The following is a 24,864-nucleotide window of genomic DNA, read 5'->3' on the forward strand; positions in this document are numbered from 1 at the left end:
ACGCGGGACCGGGCGGTCACGAGGTGCCGAACTCCCGGTCGATGAGCTCGAACATGGCCTCGTCGGTCGCGGTGTCCACGTCGAACTCCTCGTCCTGGTCGTCGGTTGTGGCGCCCGCCGTGGTCTCCCACTGCTCGACCAGCAGATGGAGACGGGCCAGCACCGTGGCGTGGGTCGTGGGGTCGGGGGTCACCTCGGCCAGGGTCCTGGCCACGGTGTCGAGCTCGGCCATCAGCACCTCGGAGGTGTCGACCTCCTGGCCCAGTTCGGCCAGGAGGTAGCGGGCGAGGGACGCGGGGGCGGGATGGTCGAAGATGAGCGTGGCGGGCAGCCGTACCCCGGCCCGGCGGGAGAGCCGGTTGCGCAGCTCCACGGCGGTGAGCGAGTCGAAGCCGATCTCCTTGAAGGGCTGGTTGGGCTCGATCAGATCGGCCGAGGCGTGGCCGAGGACGGCGGCGGCCTCCTGCTGGACCAGGTCGAGCAGGATCTTCTCCTGCTGACCGGAGGTTGCCCTGACCAGCCTGCTCACCAGGTCCTCCGTGTCCGCCGCCGCGTTGTCGACGGCCCGTCGCGGGGTGCGGACGAGGGCACGCAGCAGTGCGGGCAGCGAGCCGGAGGCAGCCAGGGTGCGCAGGGCGGCGAAGTCCATGTGGGCGGGGACCAGTACGGTGTCGGGGCCGCGCAACGCGGTGTCGAACAGCTCCATGCCCTCGGGTACGGAGAGGCCGAGCATGCCGCCCTGGGCCATCCGCCGCTGGTCGGAGTCGTCCAGGTGTGCGCTCATGTCGGTGACCTGCCCCCACAGACCCCAGGCGAGGGAGGTGGCGGGCAGCCCGCTGGCGTGGCGGTGGCGGGCGAGCGCGTCGAGGAAGGCGTTGGCGGCGGAGTAGTTGCCCTGGCCCGGGGAGTCGAAGGTGCCCGCGCCGGAGGAGAAGAGGACGAACGCGGCGAGGTCGAGGTCGCGGGTCAGCTCGTGCAGGTTGAGCACCGCGTCCACCTTGGGGCGGAACACCGTGTCCAGGCGTTCCGGGGTGAGGGTGGTGATCACGCCGTCGTCCAGCAGCCCGGCGGTGTGCACCACGGCGGTCAGCGGGGTGTCCTCGGGGATCGTGCCGAGCAGTGCGGCCACCGCCTCGCGGTCGGCGAGGTCGCAGGCCACCGTGCGCACGGTGGCGCCCAGCGCGCCGAGCTCGTCCTCCAGCTCGGGTATCCCCGTGGCGTCCCTGCCGCGTCGTCCGGCCAGGACCACGTTGCGCATTCCGTGTTCGGTGACCATGCGCCGGGCCACCAGGCGGCCCAGCGAGCCGGTGCCGCCGGTGACCAGGAGGGTGCCGGTGGCGTCGGGGGTGCGGGGCAGGGTGAACACGTTCTTGCCGATGTGCCGTCCCTGGCTCATGTAGCGGAAGGCGGCCGGGGCGTGGCGTACGTCCCAGGTGTTCAGCGGCAGCGGGTGCAGCGCTCCCCGGTCGAACAGCTCGACCAGTTCGCCGAGCATCTCCCCAATGCGTTCATTGCCCGCCTCGTAGAGGGAGAACGCCTGGTAGGAGACGCCGGGATGGGTGGTCGCCACCTCCTCGGGGCTTCGCAGGTCGGTCTTGCCCATCTCGAGGAACCGGCCGCCTCGGGGCAGCAGCCGCAGCGAGGCGTCCACGGACTCCCCGGCCAGGCTGTCCAGCACCACATCGACACCCCGGCCCTGGGTGGCGTCCAGGAAGTGTGCTGCGAAGTCCACGGTGCGCGAGTTGCCGAGCCGCTGCTCGCTGATGCCGGTGGCGCGTACGGCGTCCCATTTGGCGGGGGCGGCGGTGGCGAACACCTCGGCGCCCCAGTGCCGGGCGAGCTGCGCGGCGGCCATGCCGACGCCTCCGGCGGCGGCGTGGATCAGTACGGACTCGCCGGATCGCAGACCGGCGAGGTCGCGCAGCCCGTAGTAGGCGGTGAGGAACGCCATCGGCACGGTGGCGGCCTGCTGGAACGACCAGCCGTGCGGGATCCTCGCCACGGTGCGGTGGTCGGCCACGGCCAGCGGTCCTACGGCGTCGGGGAAGAGCCCCATCACCCGGTCGCCGACGGTGAGCCCGGTTACTCCGGGGCCGATCTCGGTGACCACTCCGGAACCCTCGTTGCCGATGGTGGCATCGACCCGGTTCATGTCCAGCGCCACCAGGACGTCCAGGAAGTTCAGCCCCGCCGCCCGGACCTCGATCCGGACCTGACCGGCCGCCAGCGGTTCCAGCGCCGCGGGTGCGGGGCGCAGCGCCAGACCTTCGAGGGTGCCGTCGGGGCCGGGCTCCAGCCGCCAGGCCGCCGCGCCCGCGGGTGGGGTCAGCGCGCCGGTGGTGTCCGCGCGGGTGAGGCGGCGGGCGTAGCGGATGCCGTCGCGCAGGGCGAGTTGTGGCTCTCCGCCGGTGAACGCGCCGGACAGCAGGGCCAGGGACGCCTGCGCCCGGTCGGTGTCCACCAGTGTGATCCGCCCGGGGTTCTCGGCCTGGGCGGACCGGAGCAGACCGCATACGGCGGCGGCGGTGGGGTCGGTGAGCTCGCGGTCGTGGTGCACGGCCACCGCGCCGTGGGTGAGCACGAGCAGCCGGGTGTCGTCGAGTTCGGGGGCGGCCAGCCAGGTCTGGAGCAGTTCCAGCACCCGGCCGGTCACCTCGCGTACACCGCTCGCGCTCGGCTCCCGGCCGTCGCCGGCCAGGTCGAGGAGCAGCGCCTCGGGCACGCCCAGGTCGGCCGTCTCGGCCAGTTCGCGGATGTCCTCGGCGGTCGCCACCGGTACGGGGTGCGGGGCGTCCGGTGTGGTGTCGGCCGCCGGTGCCGGGAGCTCGTCCCAGCCGACGCGGAACATCCGCTCCCGGGTGGGGCTGGTGCCGGTGTCCAGCAGTTCGGTGGCCACCGGCCGGGACACCACGGAGCCGACGGTGGCGACGGCCGCGCCACCGGTGTCCGCCAGGTGAAGCGCCACTTCCTCGGGGCCGTTCGGTGTGATGTGGACGCGTAGCGCGGACGCCCCGGCGGCGTGCAGGGCGATGTCGCGGTAGGCGAAGGGCAGTGCCAGCGTGGCCTGGGCGGTGCCGAGGTCGCGGAAGGCGATCGCGTGCATGGCGGAGTCGAGCAGCACCGGGTGCAGGCCAAAGCCGTCCGCCGAGAGCCCCTGGTCGTCGGCCAGCGCGACCTCGGCGAACACCTCATCGCCCCGGGTCCACACCGCGCGCAGCCCCCGGAAGGCCGGTCCGTAGCCGTAACCGGCGGCGGCCATGTCCTCGTACGCCTCGGACACCCGCTCGCCGTCCACCGCGACCGCGCCGGCCGGTGGCCACTGGGCGAGGCCGGTGTCGGGTGGAGTGGCGGCGGCGGCCGGTGCGAGGACACCGGTGGCGTGCCGTGTCCAGGACGCCCCCGGTCCGCTTCCCGCCGCGCGGGAGCGTACGGAGAGCGGGCGCCGCCCGGAGTCGCCCGCCTCGCCCACGTATACCTGGAGGCGTGCGCCGTCGCCCTCGGCCAGGGTGAGCGGTGCCTCGATGACGAGTTCTTCGACGACACCGCAGCCGACCTCGTCACCGGCGCGCACCGCCAGCTCCACGAACGCGGCCCCGGGCAGCAGCACGGTGCCCGCCGCCGCGTGGTCGGCCAGCCAGGGGTGCGTACGCAGCGACAGCCGGGAGGTGAACAACACCCCGCCGGACTCGGGGAACTCGGTGACCGCGCCCAGCAGGGGGTGCTGGGCCGGTTCCAGGCCGAGCCCGGAGGCGTCGCCGAAGGTGTCGGTCGACTCCAGCCAGTAGTGGTGCCGTTGGAAGGCGTACGTGGGCAGGTCGATCCGGCGCGGGTCCGAACCGGCGAACACCGTGGCCCAGTCCACCGGCAGCCCGCCGACGTGGCCCTCGGCGAGGGAAGTCAGGAACCGCCGCGCACCGCCCTCGTCGCGCCGCAGGGAGCCCACGGCCACCGCGTCGGCCCCGGCGTCCTCGAACATCTGCTGCATGGCCGTCACCAGCACGGGATGGGCGCTGGACTCGACGAAGAAGCCGAAGCCGTCGGCGAGGAGTTCATGGACGGCGCCCTCGAAGTCGACCGGGTGGCGCGCGTTGCGGAACCAGTACTCGGCGTCCAGTTCGCCGGTGTCGAGCACACCGCCGGTGACCGTCGAGTAGAACGGGATGTGGCCGCGGCGCGGGGTGATGTCGGCGAACATCGCGAGGATACGGTCCCGCAACGGATCGACCTGGGCGCAGTGCGAGGCCACCGTCGAGCCCACGACCTGCGCCCGGATCCCGTCGCCCTTGCACCCGGCGACGAACTCCTCCAGCGCCGCCACCTCGCCCGCGACGGTCACGGCCGAGGGGCCGTTGCGTCCGGCGATCACCAGCCGGTCACCCCAGTCCGCCAGCCGCTTCTCCACGGCGTCGGGCGAGGCCGCCACGGAGGCCACCGCGCCCTTGCCCACCAGTTCCTCGGCGAACAGGGCGCTGCGCAGGACCACGATCCTGGCCGCGTCCTCCAGCGACAACGCGCCCGCCACATACGCCGCCGCGATCTCCCCCTGGCTGTGGCCGACCACCGCCGCCGGTTCGACCCCGGCCGCCGCCCACACCGCCGCCAGGGACACATGCACCGCGAACAGCGCGGGTTGCAGGATCTCGATGCGGTCCAGGGAAGGCGCGCCCTCGACCCCCTGGATCACATCGGTGACGGACCAGTCCAGGAGGCGGCCCAACGCGTCATCGCATTCGGCGAACCGGGCGGCGAACGCCGATGAGGAGGCCAGCAGTTCGGCCGCCATGCCCTGCCACTGCGAGCCCTGGCCGGGGAAGACGAAGGCGATGTGACCGGTGGCCGGGCCGGTGCCGCGGACCACATCGGGGGCGGGGGTGTTCTGGGCCAGTGCGGTCAGGCCGCGCAGCGCGGCGTCCCGGTCGGTGGCCAGCACCACGCCGCGCTGCTCCAGCGCGGCGCGCCCGGAGGCCAGCGACCAGCCGAGGTCCGGCAGGGCCACGTCGGGGCGTGCGTCCAGGAACGACAGCAGGCGCTGGGCCTGAGCGCGCAGCCCCGGCTCGCCCCGCCCGGACACCAGAAGTGGCACCGGGGCGTCCTGGAGCACGGGGGCGTCCTGGAGCACCGGGGCGTCATCCAGCGCCGGTGGCGAGGACGCCAGTTCGCCGGCCGCGCCCGGTGCGTCGGTCGAGCCGGTCGCGGGGCCGGGGTCGGCGGGCTGGAGGGCCGGGGCCTCTTCGAGGATCACATGGGCGTTGGTGCCGCTGATGCCGAAGCCCGATACGGCGGCCCGGCGTGGCCGTCCCGTCTCCGGCCACGGCTGTTCGCTGGTCAGGAGCTCCACGGCACCGGCCGACCAGTCCACCTGGGGTGTGGGCGCGTCCACATGCAGCGTCTTCGGCAGTACGCCGTGCCGCATCGCCATCACCATCTTGATCACACCGGCCGCACCGGCGGCGGCCTGGGTGTGGCCGATGTTGGACTTCACCGACCCCAGCCACAGCGGGCGGTCGCGGTCCCGGCCGTACGTGGCCAGCAAGGCCTGGGCCTCGATGGGATCGCCCAGCGCCGTACCCGTGCCGTGTGCCTCCACCACGTCCACATCGGCGCCCGACAGCCGCGCGCCGCTCAGCGCCCGGCGGATGACACGCCGCTGTGAGGGGCCGTTGGGCGCGGTGAGGCCGTTGGAGGCGCCGTCCTGGTTCACCGCCGAGCCGCGCACCACCGCCAGTACCGGGTGTCCCGCGTCGACGGCGTCGGACAGGCGCTCCAGCAGAAGCACACCGGCGCCTTCGGAGAACCCGGTGCCGTCCGCCGAGGCCGCGAACGCCTTGCACCGGCCGTCGGGGGCCAGTCCGCGCTGCCGGGAGAAGCCCACGAACGCGTCGGAGGCCGCCATCACGGTGACCCCGCCGGCCAGCGCCATCGAGCACTCGCCCGCCCGCAGCGCCTGCGCCGCCAGATGCAGCGCCACCAGCGACGAGGAGCACGCCGTGTCGATCGTCACGGCGGGGCCTTCGAGGCCGAGTGCGTAGGAGACCCGCCCGGACAGCACACTTCCCGCGCCACCGGTGAGGATGAAGCCTTCGAGCCCTTCGGGGACCTCGGCGAGGCCGGTGCCGTAGTCGTGGAACGCGATACCGGAGTAGACGCCGACGTCCTTGCCCCGCTTGCTGGTCGGGTCGATTCCGGCGCGCTCGAACACCTCCCAGGACAGCTCCAGCATGATCCGCTGCTGGGGGTCCATCGCCACGGCCTCCCGGGGCGAGATGCCGAAGAAGCCCGCGTCGAACTCACCGGCGTCGTGCAGGAAGCCCCCTTCCGTGGCATAGCTGGTGCCGGGGTGGTCCGGATCGGGGTGGAAGAGGTTGTCCAGGTCCCAGCCGCGGTTCACCGGAAAGCCGGAGATGCCGTCACCGCCGGTGGACACCAGCTCCCACAGGTCTTCCGGTGTGCTCAGCCCGCCCGGCAGCCGGCAGGCCATCCCGACGATGGCGATGGGGGCGGAGGTGGCCGCGACCGCCTTGTCGTACTCGTGCTTCAGCCGGGCGTTGTCCTTCAGCGAGGCGCGCAGGGCTTCGACGATCTGTGCGCTCTGGCTACTGCTCATGGCTGCCTCCCACCGCGTCGAGTGCGTTCACAACTGGGTTCCGTCGAACGCCCGTTGGACCAGTCCGGCGATATCCATTCCATCGATCAGGTCGAGCTCCTCATCGGCGGACGGCCGGCTGCCGTCCTGTGCGGCCGCTTCGGTCCTGGCCAGTGACCGCAGCGCGGCGAGCACTCCGGCCTCGCGGAACCGGCTGAACGGCACGGCGGCCAGTACGCGGCGGATCTCCTCCTCATCGGCCTCGGTGGCCTCGTCGTCGCCCTGGTCTCCCAGGAGCTCGGTGCGCAGGTACTCCACCAGCGCGGCGGGCGTGGGGTAGTCGAAGACGAGGGTGGCCGGCAGCCGGGTGCCCAGAGCGGCGCCGAGGGTGTTGCGCAGGTTCACGGCCGCGAGCGAGTCGAACCCCATCTCCTGGAAGGCGCGCAGCGGTTTGACGGCCTCGACACCGCTGTGGCCCAGCGCGCTGGCCGTGTTCTCGCGCACCACCTTCATCAGGGCCCGTTCCCGCTCGGCGTCGGAGCCCGCGGCCAGTTCGCGCAGGAACTCCGAGGCGGACTCGTCGGTGGCGTCGTCCGTACGAAGGCTGTCGACGATCTCCTGAACGCCCGGCAGATCACCGATCAGCGGGCTGGGGCGCAGCGAGGTGAACGCCGGGACGAACGCCGACCAGTCGATGTCCACCACGGCCACGAGCGTGTCGTCATGGCGGACGGCGTGTGTCAGGGCCGCCATGGCCGCCTCGGGCGCCATGGGCAGCACACCGCGGCGGCGCAGCTGCTCCTGGGCCGTGGCGTCGGCGGCCACACCGAAGCCGTCGATCACACCCCAGGCCACCGAGGTGGCCACCAGGCCCCTGGCGCGGCGCCGCTCGATCAGCGCGTCGAGCTGGGCGTTGGCCGCGCCGATCAGCCCCTGGCCACCACCGCCCCACACGCTGGCGACCGATGAGAAGACCACGAACAGGTCCAGCTCCCGATCGGCGAGGAGCGTGTCGAGATGCACCAGACCGTCGACCTTGGCCGCCAGCGTCTCCGCCAGTTCATCGGCACTGGTGGCATCGGTCTGCGCGATCCGCGCCAGGTCGGCGGTGTGGACGACACCGGAGAGCTCGGGATACGCGGCGGGGCCGGTGAGCAGCCGCTCCACCGCGTCCCGATCCGTGAGGTCGGTCAGGCACACCGTCACCTTCGCGCCCAGGCCGCTCAGCTCGTCCCGCAGGGCCACCACATGCGGCGCCTCCGGATCCGAGCCGACGGTCAGCACCAGGTGCTCGGCACCGGCACCGGCCAGCCAGCGCGCGGCATGCCTGCCGAGACCCTCCGTACCGCCGGTGACCAGGACGGTGCCACGCGGCCGCCACTCCGGCTCGGACACGCCGGTGGGCAGGGGATGGCCTCGCAGCCTGCGGACGAACGCGCCCGTGGCGCGGATCGCGAGCTGGTCCTCATCGCCCGGATCGGCCAGCGCGGCGAGCAGGGTCCGGGCGGCCCGGTCGTCGAACACGTCCGGGAGGTCCACCAGCGCCCCCCATCGGTCCGGCTGCTCCAGCGCCACGGCCAGACCGAGCCCCCACACCGCCGCCTGTTCCGGGGCGCTGAGCCGGTCCGCCGCGCCGGTGGTCACCGCGCCTCGGGTGGCGCAGTACAGGCGGGGTCCCGAGCCCGCCGAACCTGCCGGGCCCAGGTCGCCGAGGGCCTGGACCAGCGCCAACGTGGCCGCGGCCCCCTCGGTGAGCGTCGCGGAGCCGGGACGTACGCGCTGGTCGAGAGCGAGCAGGGACAGCACACCGCTGACGTCGTCGTGGTCCGCCAGCGCGCCGCGCAGCATTTCGGTGAAGGCGGCGCGGTCGGGTGGTTCCGGTCCGTCGAGCCGCAGGGTCGTGGTGCGCAGACCCTGGCGCTTCAGCACCGGGGCCACCTGGGCCGCGTACTCCTCGTCCCGGCAGCCGTACGGCAGGACGACCAGCCAGGTGCCGGTGGGGACGCCGGAAGTGGCGCCTGGCAGTGGCTTCCAGGTGACCTGATAGCGCAGCCGGTCCGCCGCGGACTTCTCACCGCGCTTGCGCCGCCAGTCCGACAGCACGCCCAGCGCGCCGCCCACGGCGTCCAGCGCGGCACGGTTCTCCTCGCCGTCGGCCAGGTCCAGCGCCTCGGCCACCGAGCCGAGGTCGCCGCGTTCGACCGCGGCCCAGAACCGGGCGTCGACGGCGTCAGTGTCGCTGGGGGCACCGGCGGGGCCCCGGTCGGAGGCGGGCCGGGTGTCATGGAGCCAGTAGTGCGTGCGCTGGAAGGCGTACGTGGGCAGATCGGGGAGGTGGGTGGGCGGAAGGGCGCCGCCGAACAGAGCGCTGAAGTCGATGTGTACGCCCGCCACATGCAGCTGCGCGACGGCGGACATCAGCGCGCGGGATTCGTTGCCCTCGCGCCGCAGCGACGGCACCACCACGGGCCGTTCGGCCGTCTCTTCCGGCAGACAGTCCCCGACCATCGCGGACAGCACGGCATCCGGAGCCAGTTCGAGATAGGTGCTCACACCGTGGTCGGCAAGCGCCCGCACACCGTCCGCGAAGCGCACGGCGGAGCGCACGTGCTCCACCCAGTACTCGGGGGAACGCACCGTCTCCGTGTCCGCTAGTTGCCCGGTCACGTTGGACACGAGGGGGATCAACGGTGCGGCGAAGGACAGATCGGCGATCGCTTCCTGGAACTCCTGAAGCATGGGCTCCATCCGGGCGGAGTGGAACGCATGGGAGACCGCCAGACGCCGCGTCCGGCGCCCCTGCTCCGACAGCTCCCGCGCCACGCGCAGCACCGGCTCCTCATCGCCGGAGAGCACCACCGCCGCAGGGCCGTTCACCGCCGCGATATCCACCCCGGGCGCCAGAAGCGGGCGCACCTGGTCCTCTCCCGCAGCCACTGCCACCATCGCGCCGCCTTCCGGCAGCGCCTCCATCAACCGACCCCGTGCCGCGACCAGTACGGCCGCGTCCTCCAGCGACAGCACACCCGCCACATGCGCCGCCGTCACCTCACCCACCGAATGCCCACCCACGACATCCGGTACGACACCCCAGGACTCCACCAGCCGGAACAACGCGGTCTCCAGCGCGAACAGCCCGGCCTGAGCGAACACCGTCCGCTCCAGCAGCTCACCGTCCCCGAACACCACCTCCCGCACCGAACCGGAGACCCCGCCCGCGCTCAGCTCCCGGTCCAGCGCCTCACACACCGCATCGAAAGCATCCCGGAACACCGGGAACGCCTCGTACAGCCCACGCCCCATCCCCACCCGCTGACACCCCTGACCGGCGAACAACACTCCCAACCGACCACGCACCACCGCACCCGACACCACCCCTGCGGCTGACTCACCCCGCGCCACCGCCGCCAGCCCCGCCAACGCCTCCTCACGATCCCCCGCCACCACCACCGCACGATCCGACAACCCCGCCCGACCACAACCCAACGCAAGCGCGAACTCGCCCAGATCCTGATCCGGCCGTCGGTCCAGGAAGGACAACAGCCGCTGCGCCTGAGCACGTAGCGCACCCTCGCCGCGCGCGGACACCGGGAGAAGGGCCAGGCCGTCCGGCAGCCGCGGTGCGGGCAGGGCCGGGTCAAGGACGTCCGCGGGCTGCTCCAGGATGACGTGGGCGTTGGTGCCGCTCACTCCGAAGGCGGACACCCCGGCCCGGCGCGGGCGCCCCACCTCCGGCCACGCCCGCTGCTCGGTGAGCAGTTCCACCGCGCCCGCCGACCAATCCACCTGCGGCGTGGGCTCGTCCACATGCAACGTCTGCGGCAGCACCCCATGCCGCAAGGCCATCACCATCTTGATCACGCCGGCCACACCCGCAGCCGCCTGCGCATGACCGATATTCGACTTCAACGACCCCATCAGCAACGGCCGATCGCGGTCCTGGCCATACGTGGCCAACACCGCCTGCGCCTCGATCGGATCACCCAGCGGCGTACCCGTCCCATGCGCCTCGACCGCGTCCACATCGCCCGCCACCAACCCCGCCCCCGCCAGCGCCCGCCGGATCACCCGCTGCTGCGACGGACCATTCGGCGCCGTCAGACCGTTCGACGCACCGTCCTGGTTCACCGCACTACCCCGCACCACCGCCAACACCCGATGGCCATTCCGCTCCGCATCCGACAGCCGCTCCACCAGCAGTACGCCCGCGCCCTCGGCCCATCCCGTGCCGTCCGCCGAGGCCGCGAACGACTTGGATCGGCCGTCAGGGGCGAGCCCGCGCTGGCGGGAGAACTCCACAAAGGCGTCCGGCCCGGCCATCACCGTCACCCCACCGGCCAGCGCCATCGAGCACTCCCCCGACCGCAACGCCTGCCCCGCCAAATGCAACGCCACCAACGACGACGAACACGCCGTATCCACCGTCACCGCAGGACCCTCGAACCCCAGCACATACGACACCCGACCCGACAGCACACTGCCCGCGCCGCCGGTCATGAGGTAGCCCTCGGAACCGTCGGGGGCCGTGTCGAGGCGGCTGGTGTAGTCGTAGTTGACCATTCCGGCGAAGACACCGACGTCCTGGCCACGCAGCGAGGCCGGGTCGATCCCCGCGCGCTCCAACGCCTCCCATGACGTCTCCAGCAGCAGCCGCTGCTGCGGATCCATCGCCAGCGCCTCACGTGGCGAGATCCCGAAGAAGTCCGCGTCGAACTCGGCCGCGTCGTAGAGGAAGCCACCCCGGCGCGCGTAGCTGGTCCCCGCATGGTCCGGGTCCGGGTCGAACAGGTTCTCCAGATCCCAGCCCCGGTCAACCGGGAACTCCCCGATGCCCTCGGCCCCCGCCAGGACCAGCTCCCACAGGTCCTCCGGCGAGGCCACGCCACCCGGCAACCGGCAGGCCATCCCCACGATCGCGATCGGCTCGGTGGGATCGCCCGCCGTCCACGCCGATCCGGTCCGTCCGGTGTCCTGTCCGAGCAGCCGCGCGTGCAGGAACGACGCGAGCGCGGCCGGTGTCGGATGGTCGAAGGCGAGCGTGGTGGGCAGTTCGGCGCCGGTCAGGTCGCGCAGGCGGTTGCGGAGCCGGACCACGTTCAGGGAGTCGAAGCCAAGGCCCTGGAAGGCCCGTTCGCCGTCGATCGCCGACGCGTCGTCGTGCCCCAGCACGGCTGCCACGCTGCTCAGCACCAGATCCAGGACCAGCCGCTGCCGCTCGGCCTCGGTGCCGGAGATCAGCCGTTCGACGAAGGCCGTGGCGCCGCCGCCCTTGGGCGCCGTGGGTTCCGGCAGCGGGCGAGGACCCGGCTCACCCACTACAAGAGCGTCCGATACGGGGGCATCCGATACGGGGGCGTCCGGCCAGTACCGCCGGTGCTGGAAGGCGTACGTCGGCAAGTCGACCCCGCGCCGCGAGGTACCCGGGACCAGCGCGGTCCAGTCGACCGGGACACCACGGACATGCAGCCGAGCGAGCGCGGCCACGGCGGCGACCGGATCGGACCGTTCGCCGCCGTGCAACGTGGGCACGAACATGGCCGGGTCGGCGCCGTCGCCCAGCGCTTCCTGCGCCATGGCGGTCAGGACACCATCGGGGCCGAGTTCGAGGAAGGTCGTGACGTCCTGGGCGTGGAGTGTGGTGACGCCATCGAGGAAACGGACGGTTCTGCGTGCGTGCTCGACCCAGTAGTCCGGGGAGCACAGCTGGTCGGCGGTGGCCAACTCGCCCGTGACGTTGGAGACGATCGGGACCGCCGGAGGCGCGTACGACAGCCCGGCGGCGATGGCGCGGAACTCGTCGAGCATGCCGTCCATATGCGCGGAGTGGAAGGCATGGCTTACGCGCAGGCGCTTGGTCCGGTGCCCCTTGCCCGCGCATATCCGCTCGACGGCCGCCACCGCGTCCTGGTCGCCGGAGACGACGACGGAGGCGGGCCCATTGACCGCGGCGATGTCCACGGCGCCCGGCGCGTCGGCCAGCAGAGAGCGAGCCACCGACTCGGAAACGTTGAGCGCCACCATCGTGCCACCGGGCAGGGCCTGCATCAGCCGCCCCCGCGCCGCCAGCAGCGCGGCCGCGTCCTCGAGGGACAGCACACCCGCCACATGGGCCGCGGTCAGCTCACCCACGGAGTGGCCGACGAGGAAGTCCGGGCGCACTCCCCAGGACTCGTACAGCCTGAACAGCGCGGTCTCCAGCGCGAACAGCCCCGCCTGCGCGAACACCGTGCGGTCGAGCAACTCCGCTTCGGGGGCCCCGGGCTGGGCGAACGCGATGTCCCGGACGGGGTGTGCGACATGCCCCGCGTCGACCAGCTGACGGTCCAGGCGCGCGCAGGCCGCGTCGAAGGCAGCGCGGAACACGGGATACCGTGCGTGCAGTTCCCGGCCCATCCCCGGGTGCTGGCTGCCCTGCCCGGTGAACAGCACCGCGAGCCGACCAGGGCTCGGCACACCGCGCGCCACGGGGCCATCGCCCGGCCCGGCGATGGCATCCAGCCCGCTCAGCAGCTCCGCACGCGCCGAGCCCACGACCACGGCCCGGTGGTCGAATGCGGCCCGTGTGGTGATCAGGGAATGCGCGATGTCGCTCGGGTCGAGCTCCGGGTGGCTGCGGGCGAATTCCGCGAGCCGGGCCGCCTGGCCGTACAGCCCGTCGGCGGTCCTGGCCGAGATCACCCACGGTACGGCGGGGATCGCGTCCGGGTCCTCCGTGGCGGGCTCGACGGCGGTGGCCGGCGCCTGCTCCACGATCACGTGGGCGTTGGTGCCGCTGACGCCGAACGCGGACACCCCGGCCCGGCGCGGGCGCCCCGCCTCCGGCCACGCACGCCCTTCGGTCAGCAGCTCCACCGAGCCCGCCGACCAGTCCACCTCCGGGGTGGGGGCGTCGACATGCAGCGTCCGCGGCAGCACACCGTGCCGCATCGCCATGACCATCTTGATCACACCGGCCACACCCGCGGCGGCCTGGGCATGGCCGATGTTGGACTTCACCGAGCCCAGCCACAGCGGCCGGTCACGGTCCTGGCCGTATGTGGCGAGGATGGCCTGCGCCTCGATGGGATCGCCCAGCGCCGTACCCGTGCCATGCGCCTCGACCACGTCCACCTCGGCGGCCGACACACCCGCGCCGGCCAGCGCCTGACGGATGACACGCTGCTGTGACGGGCCGTTCGGCGCCGTCAGCCCGTTGGACGCGCCGTCCTGGTTCACGGCGCTGCCCCGCACCACCGCCAGCACCTGGTGACCGTTGCGCTCCGCGTCCGACAGCCGCTCCAGGAGCAGCACACCCACACCTTCGGCCCACCCCGTGCCATCGGCCGAGGCGGCGAAGGACTTGCACCGGCCGTCGGCCGACAGTCCGCGCTGGCGGGAGAAGTCCACGAAGGCGTCGGGCCCGGCCATCACCGTCACCCCACCGGCCAGCGCCATCGAGCACTCCCCCGACCGCAGCGCCTGCGCGGCCAGATGCAGTGCCACCAGCGACGACGAACACGCCGTGTCCACCGTCACCGCGGGTCCCTCCAGCCCCAGGGTGTAGGCCACGCGCCCGGACAGGACGGCCGCGGAGACCCCGGTGATCCGGTGCCCCTCGACCTCGTCCGGAACGTGGCGCAGGCGGATCGCGTAGTCCTGGGTGTTCATTCCGGTGAACACACCGATGGCACTGCCGCCCAACGTGGTCGGGTCGATCCCGGCCCGCTCGAACACCTCCCAAGAGGTCTCCAGCAACAGCCGCTGCTGCGGATCCATCGCCAGCGCCTCACGCGGCGAGATGCCGAAGAACTCGGCGTCGAACCCGGCGGCGTCGGGCAGGAACGCGCCGTGCCGGACGTAGGAGGTGCCGGGGTGGTCCGGGTCGCGATCGAAGAGCGCGGACAGATCCCAGCCACGGTCATCCGGGAAGTCGCCGACGGCGTCACCGCCATCGCTGATCAGCCGCCAGAAGTCCTCTGGGCTGTTCACCCCACCCGGAAAGCGGCAGCTCATCGCCACGATGGCGATGCCGTCGTCCGGAGTCCCGCGCGCGGGTACCGGGGCGGCGGGGGCGCTCGGCGACCCCAGCAGCTCGGTGCGCAGATGCCGGGTGAGGGCCCGTGGGCTGGGGTGGTCGTAGAGCAGGGTCGAGGGCAGCCGAAGGCCGGTGGCGGCGTTGAGCCGGTTGCGCAGTTCCACGGACGTCAGTGAGTCGAACCCCAGCTCCCGGAAGGCCCGTTCGGCGGCGATGCCGTCCGTCGACGAGTGTCCGAGCACCTGGGCGGCGTGGTGGGTGACCAGGTCCAGCAGCGTCTGCTCCCGCTCGGCGGGATCCACCGACTCCAGCCGCCGTACGAGGTCGGTCCGCGACGCTGCCGTACGGCTCACGACCCGGCGGCCCGGTGGCACCAGCTTGTGCAGCAGAGGGAGGACCGGAGCGGCAGCCGTGCTGGTGCTCTGTCCTTCACCACCTCGACCAAGCCCCGCGAGGTCCAGCCGGGCAGCCACCAGCGCGGGCGTGGCACTGCGCAGACCGGCGTCGAACAGCGCCAGGCCGGTCTCCTCCGACAGGGCGGTCACACCGAAGCGCCGGGTGTGCTGCCGCAGGTCGGCCGCGGTGAGATGCGCGGTCATCTCGCTGCTGAGCGCCCAGTGGCCCCAGGCGAGGGAGGTGGCCGGGAGCCCTTCCGCCCGGCGCTGCTGAGCAAGGGCGTCCAGGAAGGCGTTGGCCGCGGCGTAGTTGGCCTGTCCGGGGTTGCCGAAGACGCCCGCGGCCGAGGAGAACACCACGAAGGCCGCGAGGTCCATGTCGCGCGTCAGCTCATGCAGGATGAGGGCCGCGTCCGCCTTGGGGCGGAGGACGGTATCGAGCCGTTCGGGTGTCATGGCGGTGACCACGCCGTCGTCCAGGACCCCGGCGGTGTGCACGACCGCCGTGAGGGGCGCTTCGGCGGGGAGCGAGGCCAGCAGCTCCGCCACTGCGGTCCGGTCCGCGATGTCGCAGGCCACGGTGCGTACGGACGCGCCCAGCGCGCCGAGTTCGGACTCCAGCTCCGCCACGCCTTCGGCCGCGCCGCCACGGCGACTGACCAGCAGGAGGTTGCGTACGCCGTGCTCGGCCGCGAGGTGCCGGGCGAGCAGCCGGCCCAGTGCACCGGTGCCCCCGGTGATGACCACCGTGCCGGACGGGTTCAGCGCTCGCGGTGGCTCGTCCCCGCTCGGCGTGGCGCGCACCAGCCTCGGTGCGGATGCCACCCCGGCGGTGATGGCGATCTGCGGTTCGCCGGTGGCCAGGGCGGCGGGCAGCAACGCGCCGGAGGAGTCGTCCTCATCCATCGCCACCAGTACCAGCCGGTCCGGGGCCTCGGACTGTGCCGAGCGCACGAGCCCCCAGACCGCCGCGCAGATCGGGTCGGTGACCTCGCGCGTGACGATGACCAGCCGTGCATCCATCTCGGGTGCGGCCAGCCATGCCTGGACCCACTCCAGCGCCCGCGAGGTGAGCGCTCGGAGGCCGTGCGCGGTGTCCGTCAGGTCCACGCGTACGAAGGGTGGTACGGCGTCGCCGTGGTCGGCCAACGTTGTCAGCTCGGCCGGGCTCGTCACCGTCACCACCGCCGGATCCGAGGAGGCCGAGGATGCCGAGGGGGCAGGGAGGGGGAACCACTCCACCTCGAACAGCGCGTCCTGCGGATCCGTCCCGGCTGCCGACATCCATACGTCGTCCGGAAGCGGCCGCGACGTCACCGAGCCCACGGACCCGACCGCCTTCCCGGTGGAGTCCGCCAGTTGGAACGTCACACGGCCCTGGTCGTCCGGGCTGACGCGCGCACGCAGTGCGGTCGCGCCGGTCGCGGACAGGGACACCGTGCGGTAGGCAACGGGCAGGGCCGTTGCCTCGGCGTGCGTGTCGGCGTGGCATACGGCTTCCAGCAACGCGGGGTGGAGTGTGTAGCGCGCGGCTTCGGCCTGCTGATCGTCGGCCAGTTCCACCTCGGCGAACACGTCGGTGCCACGGGCCCACGCCGAGCGCAGCAGACGGAACGCCGGGCCGATGCCACGTCCGGCCCGTGCCAGATCGTCGTACACCTGGTCCACGTCGACGGGGGTGGCTCCGGGCGGAGGCCATGTCGCGAGGTCGACGTCGGGCGCGGCGGTGGTCTGGGCGAGCGTACCCGTGGCGTGTCGGGTCCAGTCCGTACCGCGCGACCCGTTGCCCTGCCGGCGGGAGTAGACGGTGAGGCGTCGTCGCCCGTCCTCATCCGCCCCACCGACGACCACCTGGAGCTGCACACTCTTGCCCTGGGGCAGCACGAGAGGGGCCTCGATCAGCAGCTCGTCGACGGCACCGCAGCCGACCTCGTCACCGGCGCGCACCGCCAGCTCCACGAAGGCCGATCCAGGGAGGACGGCCGTACCGGCCACCGTGTTGTCGGCCAGCCACGGGTGGGTGCTCAGCGACAGTCGGGAGGTGAACAACACCCCGTCCGTATCGGGCAGTTCCACCCAAGCGCCCAGCAGAGGATGCTGAGCACCGGCGAGTCCGACGGCGGTCACCTCACCGCTCCGGGGGCCGCTCTTGAGCCAGTAGTGCTGGTGTTGGAAGGCGTAGGTGGGGAGGTCACACGCGGTGTGCGCGGGTGCGTTGCCGAGCAGGGCGGTCCAGTTCACGCGGACACCACGTACGTACGCCTCGGCCAGGGAGGTGAGCACACGGCGCATACCACCCTCGTCCCGCCGCAGGGTCCCAGTCACCACCACCGGTCCGGCATCCGCCTGCTCTGCCGCCGCCTCAATGCTCATCGTCAGCACCGGATGCGCACTCACCTCAACAAACGCCCGGAAGTCCTCCTCCAGCAGCCGTTCTATGGACGGGGCGAACCGGACGGTACTCCGCAGATTCCGGTACCAGTACCCGCCGTCCAGCTCAGCGGTGTCCAGCCACTCCGCCTCCACCGTGGAGAAGAACGGAATACGCGAGGACACCGGCCGCACCTGCGACAACGACCGGGCAAGCTCCTCCTCGATCGCCTCCACCTGCGCCGTATGCGAGGCATAATCCACATCCACCCACCGCGCCCGCACTCCCGCCCCCTCACACTCCCCCACCAGCTCCCGCAACGCCTCCGGCTCACCAGCCACCACCACCGACAACGGTCCATTAACCGCCGCAACCTCAACCCGCCCGGCCCAACGGGACACCCACAACTCCGCCTCGCCCACACCCACAGCCAGCGACACCATCCCGCCACGACCCGACAAGCCCGCCGCGATCGCACGACTACGCAACACCACCACCCGCGCCGCGTCCTCCAGGGACAGCCCACCGGCCACATACGCCGCCGCAATCTCCCCCTGCGAGTGGCCCACCACAGACGACGGCACCACACCAGCCACCAACCACACCCGCGCCAACGCCACCATCACCGCAAACGACACCGGCTGCACCACATCCACCCGATCCAACGACGCCGCACCCTCAGCTCCGCGCACCACATCCACCAACGACCACCCCGTCAACGGATCCAACACCCCCGCACACTCAGCCAAACACTCCGCAAAGACCTCCGACTCTCCCAACAACTCCGCACCCATCCCCACCCACTGCGCCCCCTGACCAGGAAAAACAAACGCCACCCGACCCCGAACATCAGCCCTGCCCATCCCACCGCCCTCCACCACCGCCGCCAACCCCGCCAACGCCTCCTCCCGATCCCCCGCCACCACCACCGCACGATCCGACAACCCCGCCCGACCACAAGCCAGCCCCGCCGCCAGCTCCCCAACGCCCAACCCTGGACGAGCCTGCACGTACTCCAACAACCTCCGCGCCTGCCCCCGCAACCCCGCACCACCACGCCCCGACACCACCAACGGCACCACACCACCCGGAACCCCCCGCACCGACGCCACCTCAACCGCCACCTCCGGCGCCTGCTCCAAAATCACATGCGCATTCGTCCCACTCACCCCAAACCCCGACACCCCAACCCGACGCGGACGCCCCACCTCCGGCCACACCCGCTCCTCCCTCAGCAACTCCACCGCACCCGCCGACCAATCCACCTGCCGCGACGGCTCATCCACATGCAACGTCCTCGGCAACACCCCATACCGCAACGCCAACACCATCTTGATCACACCAGCCACACCCGCAGCCGCCTGCGCATGACCAATATTCGACTTCAACGACCCCAACCACAGCGGCCGATCACGGTCCTGGCCATACGTGGCCAACACCGCCTGCGCCTCGATCGGATCACCCAACGGCGTCCCCGTCCCATGCGCCTCCACGGCATCCACATCACCCGCCACCAACCCCGCACCCGCCAACGCCCGCCGGATCACCCTCTGCTGCGACGGACCATTCGGCGCCGTCAACCCATTCGACGCACCATCCTGATTCACCGCACTACCCCGCACCACCGCCAACACCCGATGCCCAAGCCGCTCAGCATCCGACAACCGCTCCAAAACCACCACACCCACACCCTCAGCCCACCCCGTGCCATCCGCCGAGGCCGCGAACGACTTGCACCGCCCGTCGGCAGCAAGCCCGCGCTGGCGGGAGAACTCCACAAAGGCCTCCGGCCCGGCCATCACCGTCACCCCACCGGCCAGCGCCATCGAGCACTCACCCGCCCGCAACGCCTGCCCCGCCAAATGCAACGCCACCAACGACGACGAACACGCCGTGTCCACCGTCACCGCAGGACCCTCGAACCCCAGCACATACGAGACCCGACCCGACACCACGCTCGCCGAGGTGCCGGTCATCAGGTGGCCTTCCAGACCGGCGGGGGCATCTGCCCCCTCGGTGGAGCCCACTCCGTAGTTCTGATGCATCATCCCGGCGAAAACGCCCACGTCCTGGCCGCGGAGGGAGACCGGATCGATCCCGGCCCGCTCCAACGCCTCCCATGACGTCTCCAACAGCAACCGCTGCTGGGGATCCATCGCCAACGCCTCACGCGGCGAAATCCCGAAGAACTCCGCGTCGAACTCCCCCGCGTCATAAAGAAACCCGCCCCGACGCGCATAGCTCGTCCCCGCGTGATCCGGATCCGGATCGAAAAGGTTCTCCAGATCCCACCCCCGATCCGCCGGGAACTCCCCGATGCCCTCGCCACCTGCCAGAACCAGCTCCCACAACTCCTCCGGTGAGCCGACCCCGCCCGGCAACCGGCAGGCCATCCCCACGATCGCGATCGGGTCATCGCCCAGACCCGTCCCCGCGACCACGGCCGAACCCAGGGCCGAACCCACGGCCGAACCCGGCGCCGAACCCGGGACGGTCGGCGCTCCCGTACCACCCAGCAGTTCCCGCCGCAGCAGGCTCCCCAACGCCACCGGTGTGGGGTGGTCGAAGGCGGACGTGGCGGGCAGGCGCAGCCCCGTGGCCTCGCTCAGCCGGTTGCGCAGCTCCACCACCGTGACCGAGGTCAGGCCCAGGTCGGTGAAGGCCCGCTCGGGCTCGACGGCCTGTTTGTCGGCCAGGCCCAGCAGGTCGGCCAGGTGTTCGCGGACGAGATCGGTGAGCAGCCGGTCCCGGTCGGCCTCGTGCGCGCCCATCAGCCGCTCCCGCAGGGCGACCGTGACGGCCTCGTCCACGGTGGCGGTACGCGCCGGGATGTCGATCAGGTCCTGGAGCAGCGGGGAGGTCGCCCCGGACCCGGTCCCGGACCCGGTCGGCACGGCGGTCGGGTCGAGCTTCATCGCGACGAGTTGGGCCTCGTCCACGGCCAGGGCGGCGTCCAGCGCCGCGAGCGCCTCCCGAGAGCTCAGGGCGCCGGCCGTCTCGTCGGTCTCCCCCTCCCACGGCCCCCAGGCGATGGACTGAGCCGGTACCCCTCGTACCCGCAGATGCTGGGCATAGGCGTCGAGGAAGGCGGCGGAGGCGGCCTCGGTGGTCTCCCCCGCCGCGCCCAGCACCCCCTTGGTCGAGGAGGACAGCACGAGCGCGGCGAGGTCGGCGTTCCGGGTGAGCTCGTACAGCGTCCTGGCCTCGGCGGCCACGCGCCCTTCCGACGGCTCGTCCACGGCCTCCCAGGCGTGGACGACCACGCTCAAGGGTCTGGTGGCCTTGGCCAGCGCCCGCCGCAGTTTGGTTCGGTTGTCCAGCTCGCACTCGACCAGTCGGACATCGGCTCCGGCATCGGTGAGCTGGCTGCACAGCTCGTTGGCCAGGCCACCCTGCCCGGGCGGGGCGATCAGCAGCAGTCGGCGGACCCCGTATCCGGTCACCAGCTGCCGGGCGATCGCCGCGCCGCGCCGGGTGTCCACTCCGGTGACGACGGCGGTGCCATGGGGGTCGAAGGCCAGGGACGCGTCCCGCTCGGCATCCGGCCCCGTGCCCAGGCCCACGTCCAGGGCCACGCGTTCAAGCCGTGGCAGCAGTACGACGCCCGAGCGCACCGCGCTCTGGGGCTCGCCCGACGCCACCGCCGCCAACAGCCCGCCCACACACGCCTCGTCACCCGGCTCGTCGAGGTCGACGATGGCGATACGGCCGGGATGAGCGGCCTGTAGGGAGCGCACCAGCCCCCACAGCGCGGCCCGCTCCGGGTTCGGCACGTCCTCGCCCGTGGCCGTCGCCACGGCGCTTTGGGTGGCCACCACCAGCAGCGCATCGGACAGCTCGGCGGAGGCCAGCCACGCCTCGACGTCCCTCAGGACACCCTCGGTGGTGTCCGTGGGGGCCGACAGCAGGGCCACGGCGGGCGGAGGGCTTCCGGCGGCCACCGCCGCTCTCAGGTCGGCCGTGTCGATGTACTCGCCCAACTCGGCACCGCCCGAGGCCCGCAGCGGACCGTCGAGCCCGGGAGCCTGCCGTCCGAGCAGGGCCCAGCGGCCGGGCCATGGCTGAGGGGCGGACGGCTGTGGGATCCACCTCGTACGGAAGAGCGCGTCATGGTGGGCGTTGCCGACCGCACGCAGCCGTGCCGGGCCGTCCAGCAGCCGGTGCCGGGTGACCTTGCCGGTCGCGGTGCGCGGGATCCGTTCGATCTCGTACAGCTCCTCGGGCACCTTGAAGTACGAGAGCCGCTCCCGGCACAGGGCGAGGGCCTGGGCCGGGTCGAAACCGCCGGGTGCGGGGACGACGAAGGCCACCGGGACTTCGCCGAAGACGTCGTGCGGCTTGCCCACCACGGCGGCGTCGGCCACGCCGGGCGCCATCCGCAGGACGTCCTCCACCTCGACGGGGTGGATGTTCTCCCCGGCGCGGATGATGAGTTCCTTGAGCCGCCCGGTGACCGTCAGATAGCCGTCCCGGTCGCGGCGGGCGAGGTCGCCGGTGTGGAACCAGCCGTCCCGCAGCGCCTCGGCGGTGGCTTCGGGCTGGTTGTGGTAGCCCGCCATGATGTTCGGGCCGCGGACCCACACCTCGCCCTCGGTCCCGTCGGGCACGTCCAGGCCGGTGCGGTGGTCGACCACCCGCAGGGCGAGGCCGGGGACGGGGAGTCCGCAGGAGCCCTCGACCCTGGGCCCGGTGGGCCAGTTGATGGCGATCGAGCCGGAGGTCTCGGTGCTGCCGTACGCGTCGATGAGCGGAGCCCCGAAGGCGTCCTCGACCGAGCGCCGCAGCGCCGCCGTGGTCACGGCGCCGCCGACCAGGCCCACCCGCAGGTCAGGGGTGGTGACTCCGGGCGCTTTGGAGGCGCGGACGAGATAGTGGTACAGCGTGGGGACTCCCGCGATGACCGTGGAGCGCTCCTGGCCCCAGAGCTCCAGTACGTCCTCGGCGGAGTGTCCGTCGGTGATCCGGGCGGTCGCCCCGACGGCGGTCACGGCCAGCACGCACACGATGTGGGAGAGGCTGTGGAACAGGGGCAGCGGCCAGAGCACACGGTCCTCGGCGGTGAGGCCGAGCGCGGGTACGTACGACGCGGCGACCGACCAGAGGCAGTTGCGCTGGGTGGCGAGCACACCCTTGGGCTTGCTGGTGGTGCCCGAGGTGAAGAGCATCCAGGCGATGTCGTCGAGGCCGTGGGCGTCGCGGGCCGGTGTGTCCGGCTCGGTGGTGGCGAACCGCTCGTAGGACAGGCTGCCCGCGGGGGCCGGGTCCTCCCCCACCACCAGCACGGTCTGTGGGCTCGCCCCGGGTCGCAGCCGGCGCAGCAGTGGCAGGTGGGCGGAGTCCGTGATGACGACCCGACTGCCGCTGGCGGTGAGCAGATGGTCCAGTTCGGCCTGGGAGACATGCGGATTGACCGGGACGCCGACTCCCCCGGCGCGGACGACGGCGAAGTAACTCTCCACCATCTCGACGCGGTTGCCGAGGTACATGGCCACGCGGTCGCCCGGCAGCAGGCTCAGCCCGGCCAGATGGCCGGCGAGCCGACGGGTGCGCGCCTCCAGCTCGGCGTAGCTGATGGCGCGCCGGCCGTCGGCGTAAGCGGTCTTGGTGCCGAAGCGGCGGCTCTGTTCGGTGAGGAGGTCCTGGATCGGGCGGATCAGTTCGGCGCGCAGCATGCCACCTCTCCCCTCCCTGCGGTCAGGGTTCCAGGTGACGCTTCAACGGCTTCACCCGTTCCAGCTTCACACCGGAAAACTAGGAGAATCCCCTGATTCACCCCCCTCATCCCCCCTTACTTCGTGATCACCAAACCCCCTTTGTCCCGGTCCGTTCGGCCGCCGCTGATAGCTTCGCGGCACCGGAGGAGGGAGGAGCGGATGTGCTCTGCGGGCTCTGGGCGGGGGCCGGACACGGGGCGGGGGCCGGACACGCCGGACGCGGATGTGCTCATCGTCGGCTACGGACCCATCGGCCAGGTGCTGTCCATCCTGCTGGCCACCCGGGGGTGGCGGGTGCTGGTCGTGGAGCGGTGGGAGAAGCCGTACACACTGCCGCGGGCGACCAGCTTCGACGGTGAGACGGCCAGGACCCTGGCGTCGCTGGGGGTGGGCGGTTCATTCGCGGAGATCGGTCTGCCGGCCGACGCCTACGACTGGCGGAACGCCGAGGGCAGGTCCCTGCTACGGGTCGAGCTGGCCGAGCGGGGTGCGCACGGCTGGCCGGAGACCACCACGATGCACCAGCCCGCGCTGGAGGCGGTGCTGTGCGCCCGCGCCGAGCGGCTGCCCAACCTGCGGGTACTGCGCGGTTACGAGGCGACGGGCCTGGTGGACGACGGCACCGGGGTGGAGCTCACGGCGACGGATACGGCGGGCGGGCGGCTGCGGTGCGGCGCCTCCTGGGTGGTCGGGTGCGACGGGGCGAACAGCTTCGTGCGCGACCACATCGGGGTGCGCCGGACGGATCTCGGCTTCTCCTTCGACTGGCTGCTGTGCGATGTGGTGCTCCATGAACCACGGGTGTTCTCCCCGCTCAATGTGCAGCACTGCGATCCGGCCCGGCCGACGACGGCGGTGGGCAGCGGACCGGGGCGCCGGCGCTGGGAGTTCATGCGGCTCCCCGGGGAGAGCGTGGCCGAGCTGAACCGGGCGGAGACGGCCTGGCGGCTGCTGGAGCGCTTCGATGTCACCCCGGAGAACGCCACCCTGCACCGGCACACCGTCTACAGCTTCCAGGCCGCGTGGGCGGACGAGTGGCGGCGGGGGCGGGTGCTGCTGGCCGGGGACGCCGCCCATCTGATGCCGCCCTTCACCGGTCAGGGCATGTGCGCGGGCATCCGGGACGTGCTCAATCTGTCCTGGAAGCTCGATCTGGTGCTGCGTGGCGCCGCCGGTGAGGCGCTGCTGGACACCTATCCGCGTGAGCGCGTCGAGCATGTGCGGGAGGCGATCGACACCGCGGTACGGCTGGGCCGCGTGCTGTGTGTGACCGACGCCGCCACCGCCGCGAGCCGGGACGCCTCGCTGCTCGCGGGCGGCTCCGACACCGGCCGGGACGGGCAGCACGGCGTCGCGGGTCCACCGCTGCGGACCGGGCTGCTGTACACCGGCATCGGCACGGCACCGGTGCCACCGGCCGGGGAGGTGATGTCCCAGGGCCGGGTGCGGCACGAGGGCGTGACCGGTCTGTTCGACGAGGTCGTGGGCACCGGTTTGGTGCTGCTGGGGTCGGCGGATCCGGCCGTGGCGCTGGAGGAGTCCCAGCTCACCTTCCTCACCGGGCTCGGTACACGGGTGGTGCACATGGTGGCGGAGGGCGCCGAGGCGGCACCGGGCGCCGCCGTCGACGTCGACGTCGACGAGGTGTATCTGCCGCTTATGAAGGCGGCGCGGGCACGCTTCCTGCTGGTGCGCCCGGACCACCACATCTACGGCGCGGCCCGCACCTCCCGTGAACTCACCGCGCTGGTCGACCGGTTCAGGTCCGGGCTGTTGAAGTGATGGGC

The 24,864-nt window shown here is 72.3% G+C and carries 3 protein-coding genes; 1 reads left to right on the forward strand and 2 read right to left on the reverse strand.

From position 1 onward, the window contains the following. Positions 1-16: 16 nt before the first annotated feature. Together ACT2CW_RS14280 and ACT2CW_RS14285 are read right to left on the reverse strand one after the other, a co-directional pair. Complete coding sequence (locus ACT2CW_RS14280; protein ID WP_445516827.1) at positions 17-6,604, reverse strand: SDR family NAD(P)-dependent oxidoreductase; 6,588 nt, start codon at positions 6,602-6,604, stop codon at positions 17-19. Between the two features lie 27 nt (positions 6,605-6,631). After that, on the reverse strand, positions 6,632-23,035 hold the full coding sequence (locus ACT2CW_RS14285; RefSeq protein ID WP_445516828.1) for a type I polyketide synthase: 16,404 nt from the start codon (positions 23,033-23,035) through the stop codon (positions 6,632-6,634). A 201-nt stretch (positions 23,036-23,236) separates the two neighbouring features. On the opposite strand from ACT2CW_RS14285, the gene mhpA reads away from it, so the two are divergent. Further along, on the forward strand, positions 23,237-24,859 hold the full coding sequence (gene mhpA, locus ACT2CW_RS14290) for a bifunctional 3-(3-hydroxy-phenyl)propionate/3-hydroxycinnamic acid hydroxylase MhpA (protein ID WP_445516829.1): 1,623 nt from the start codon (positions 23,237-23,239) through the stop codon (positions 24,857-24,859). Positions 24,860-24,864 lie beyond the last annotated feature (5 nt).

This window comes from Streptomyces sp. NEAU-174 (genome assembly GCF_052665095.1).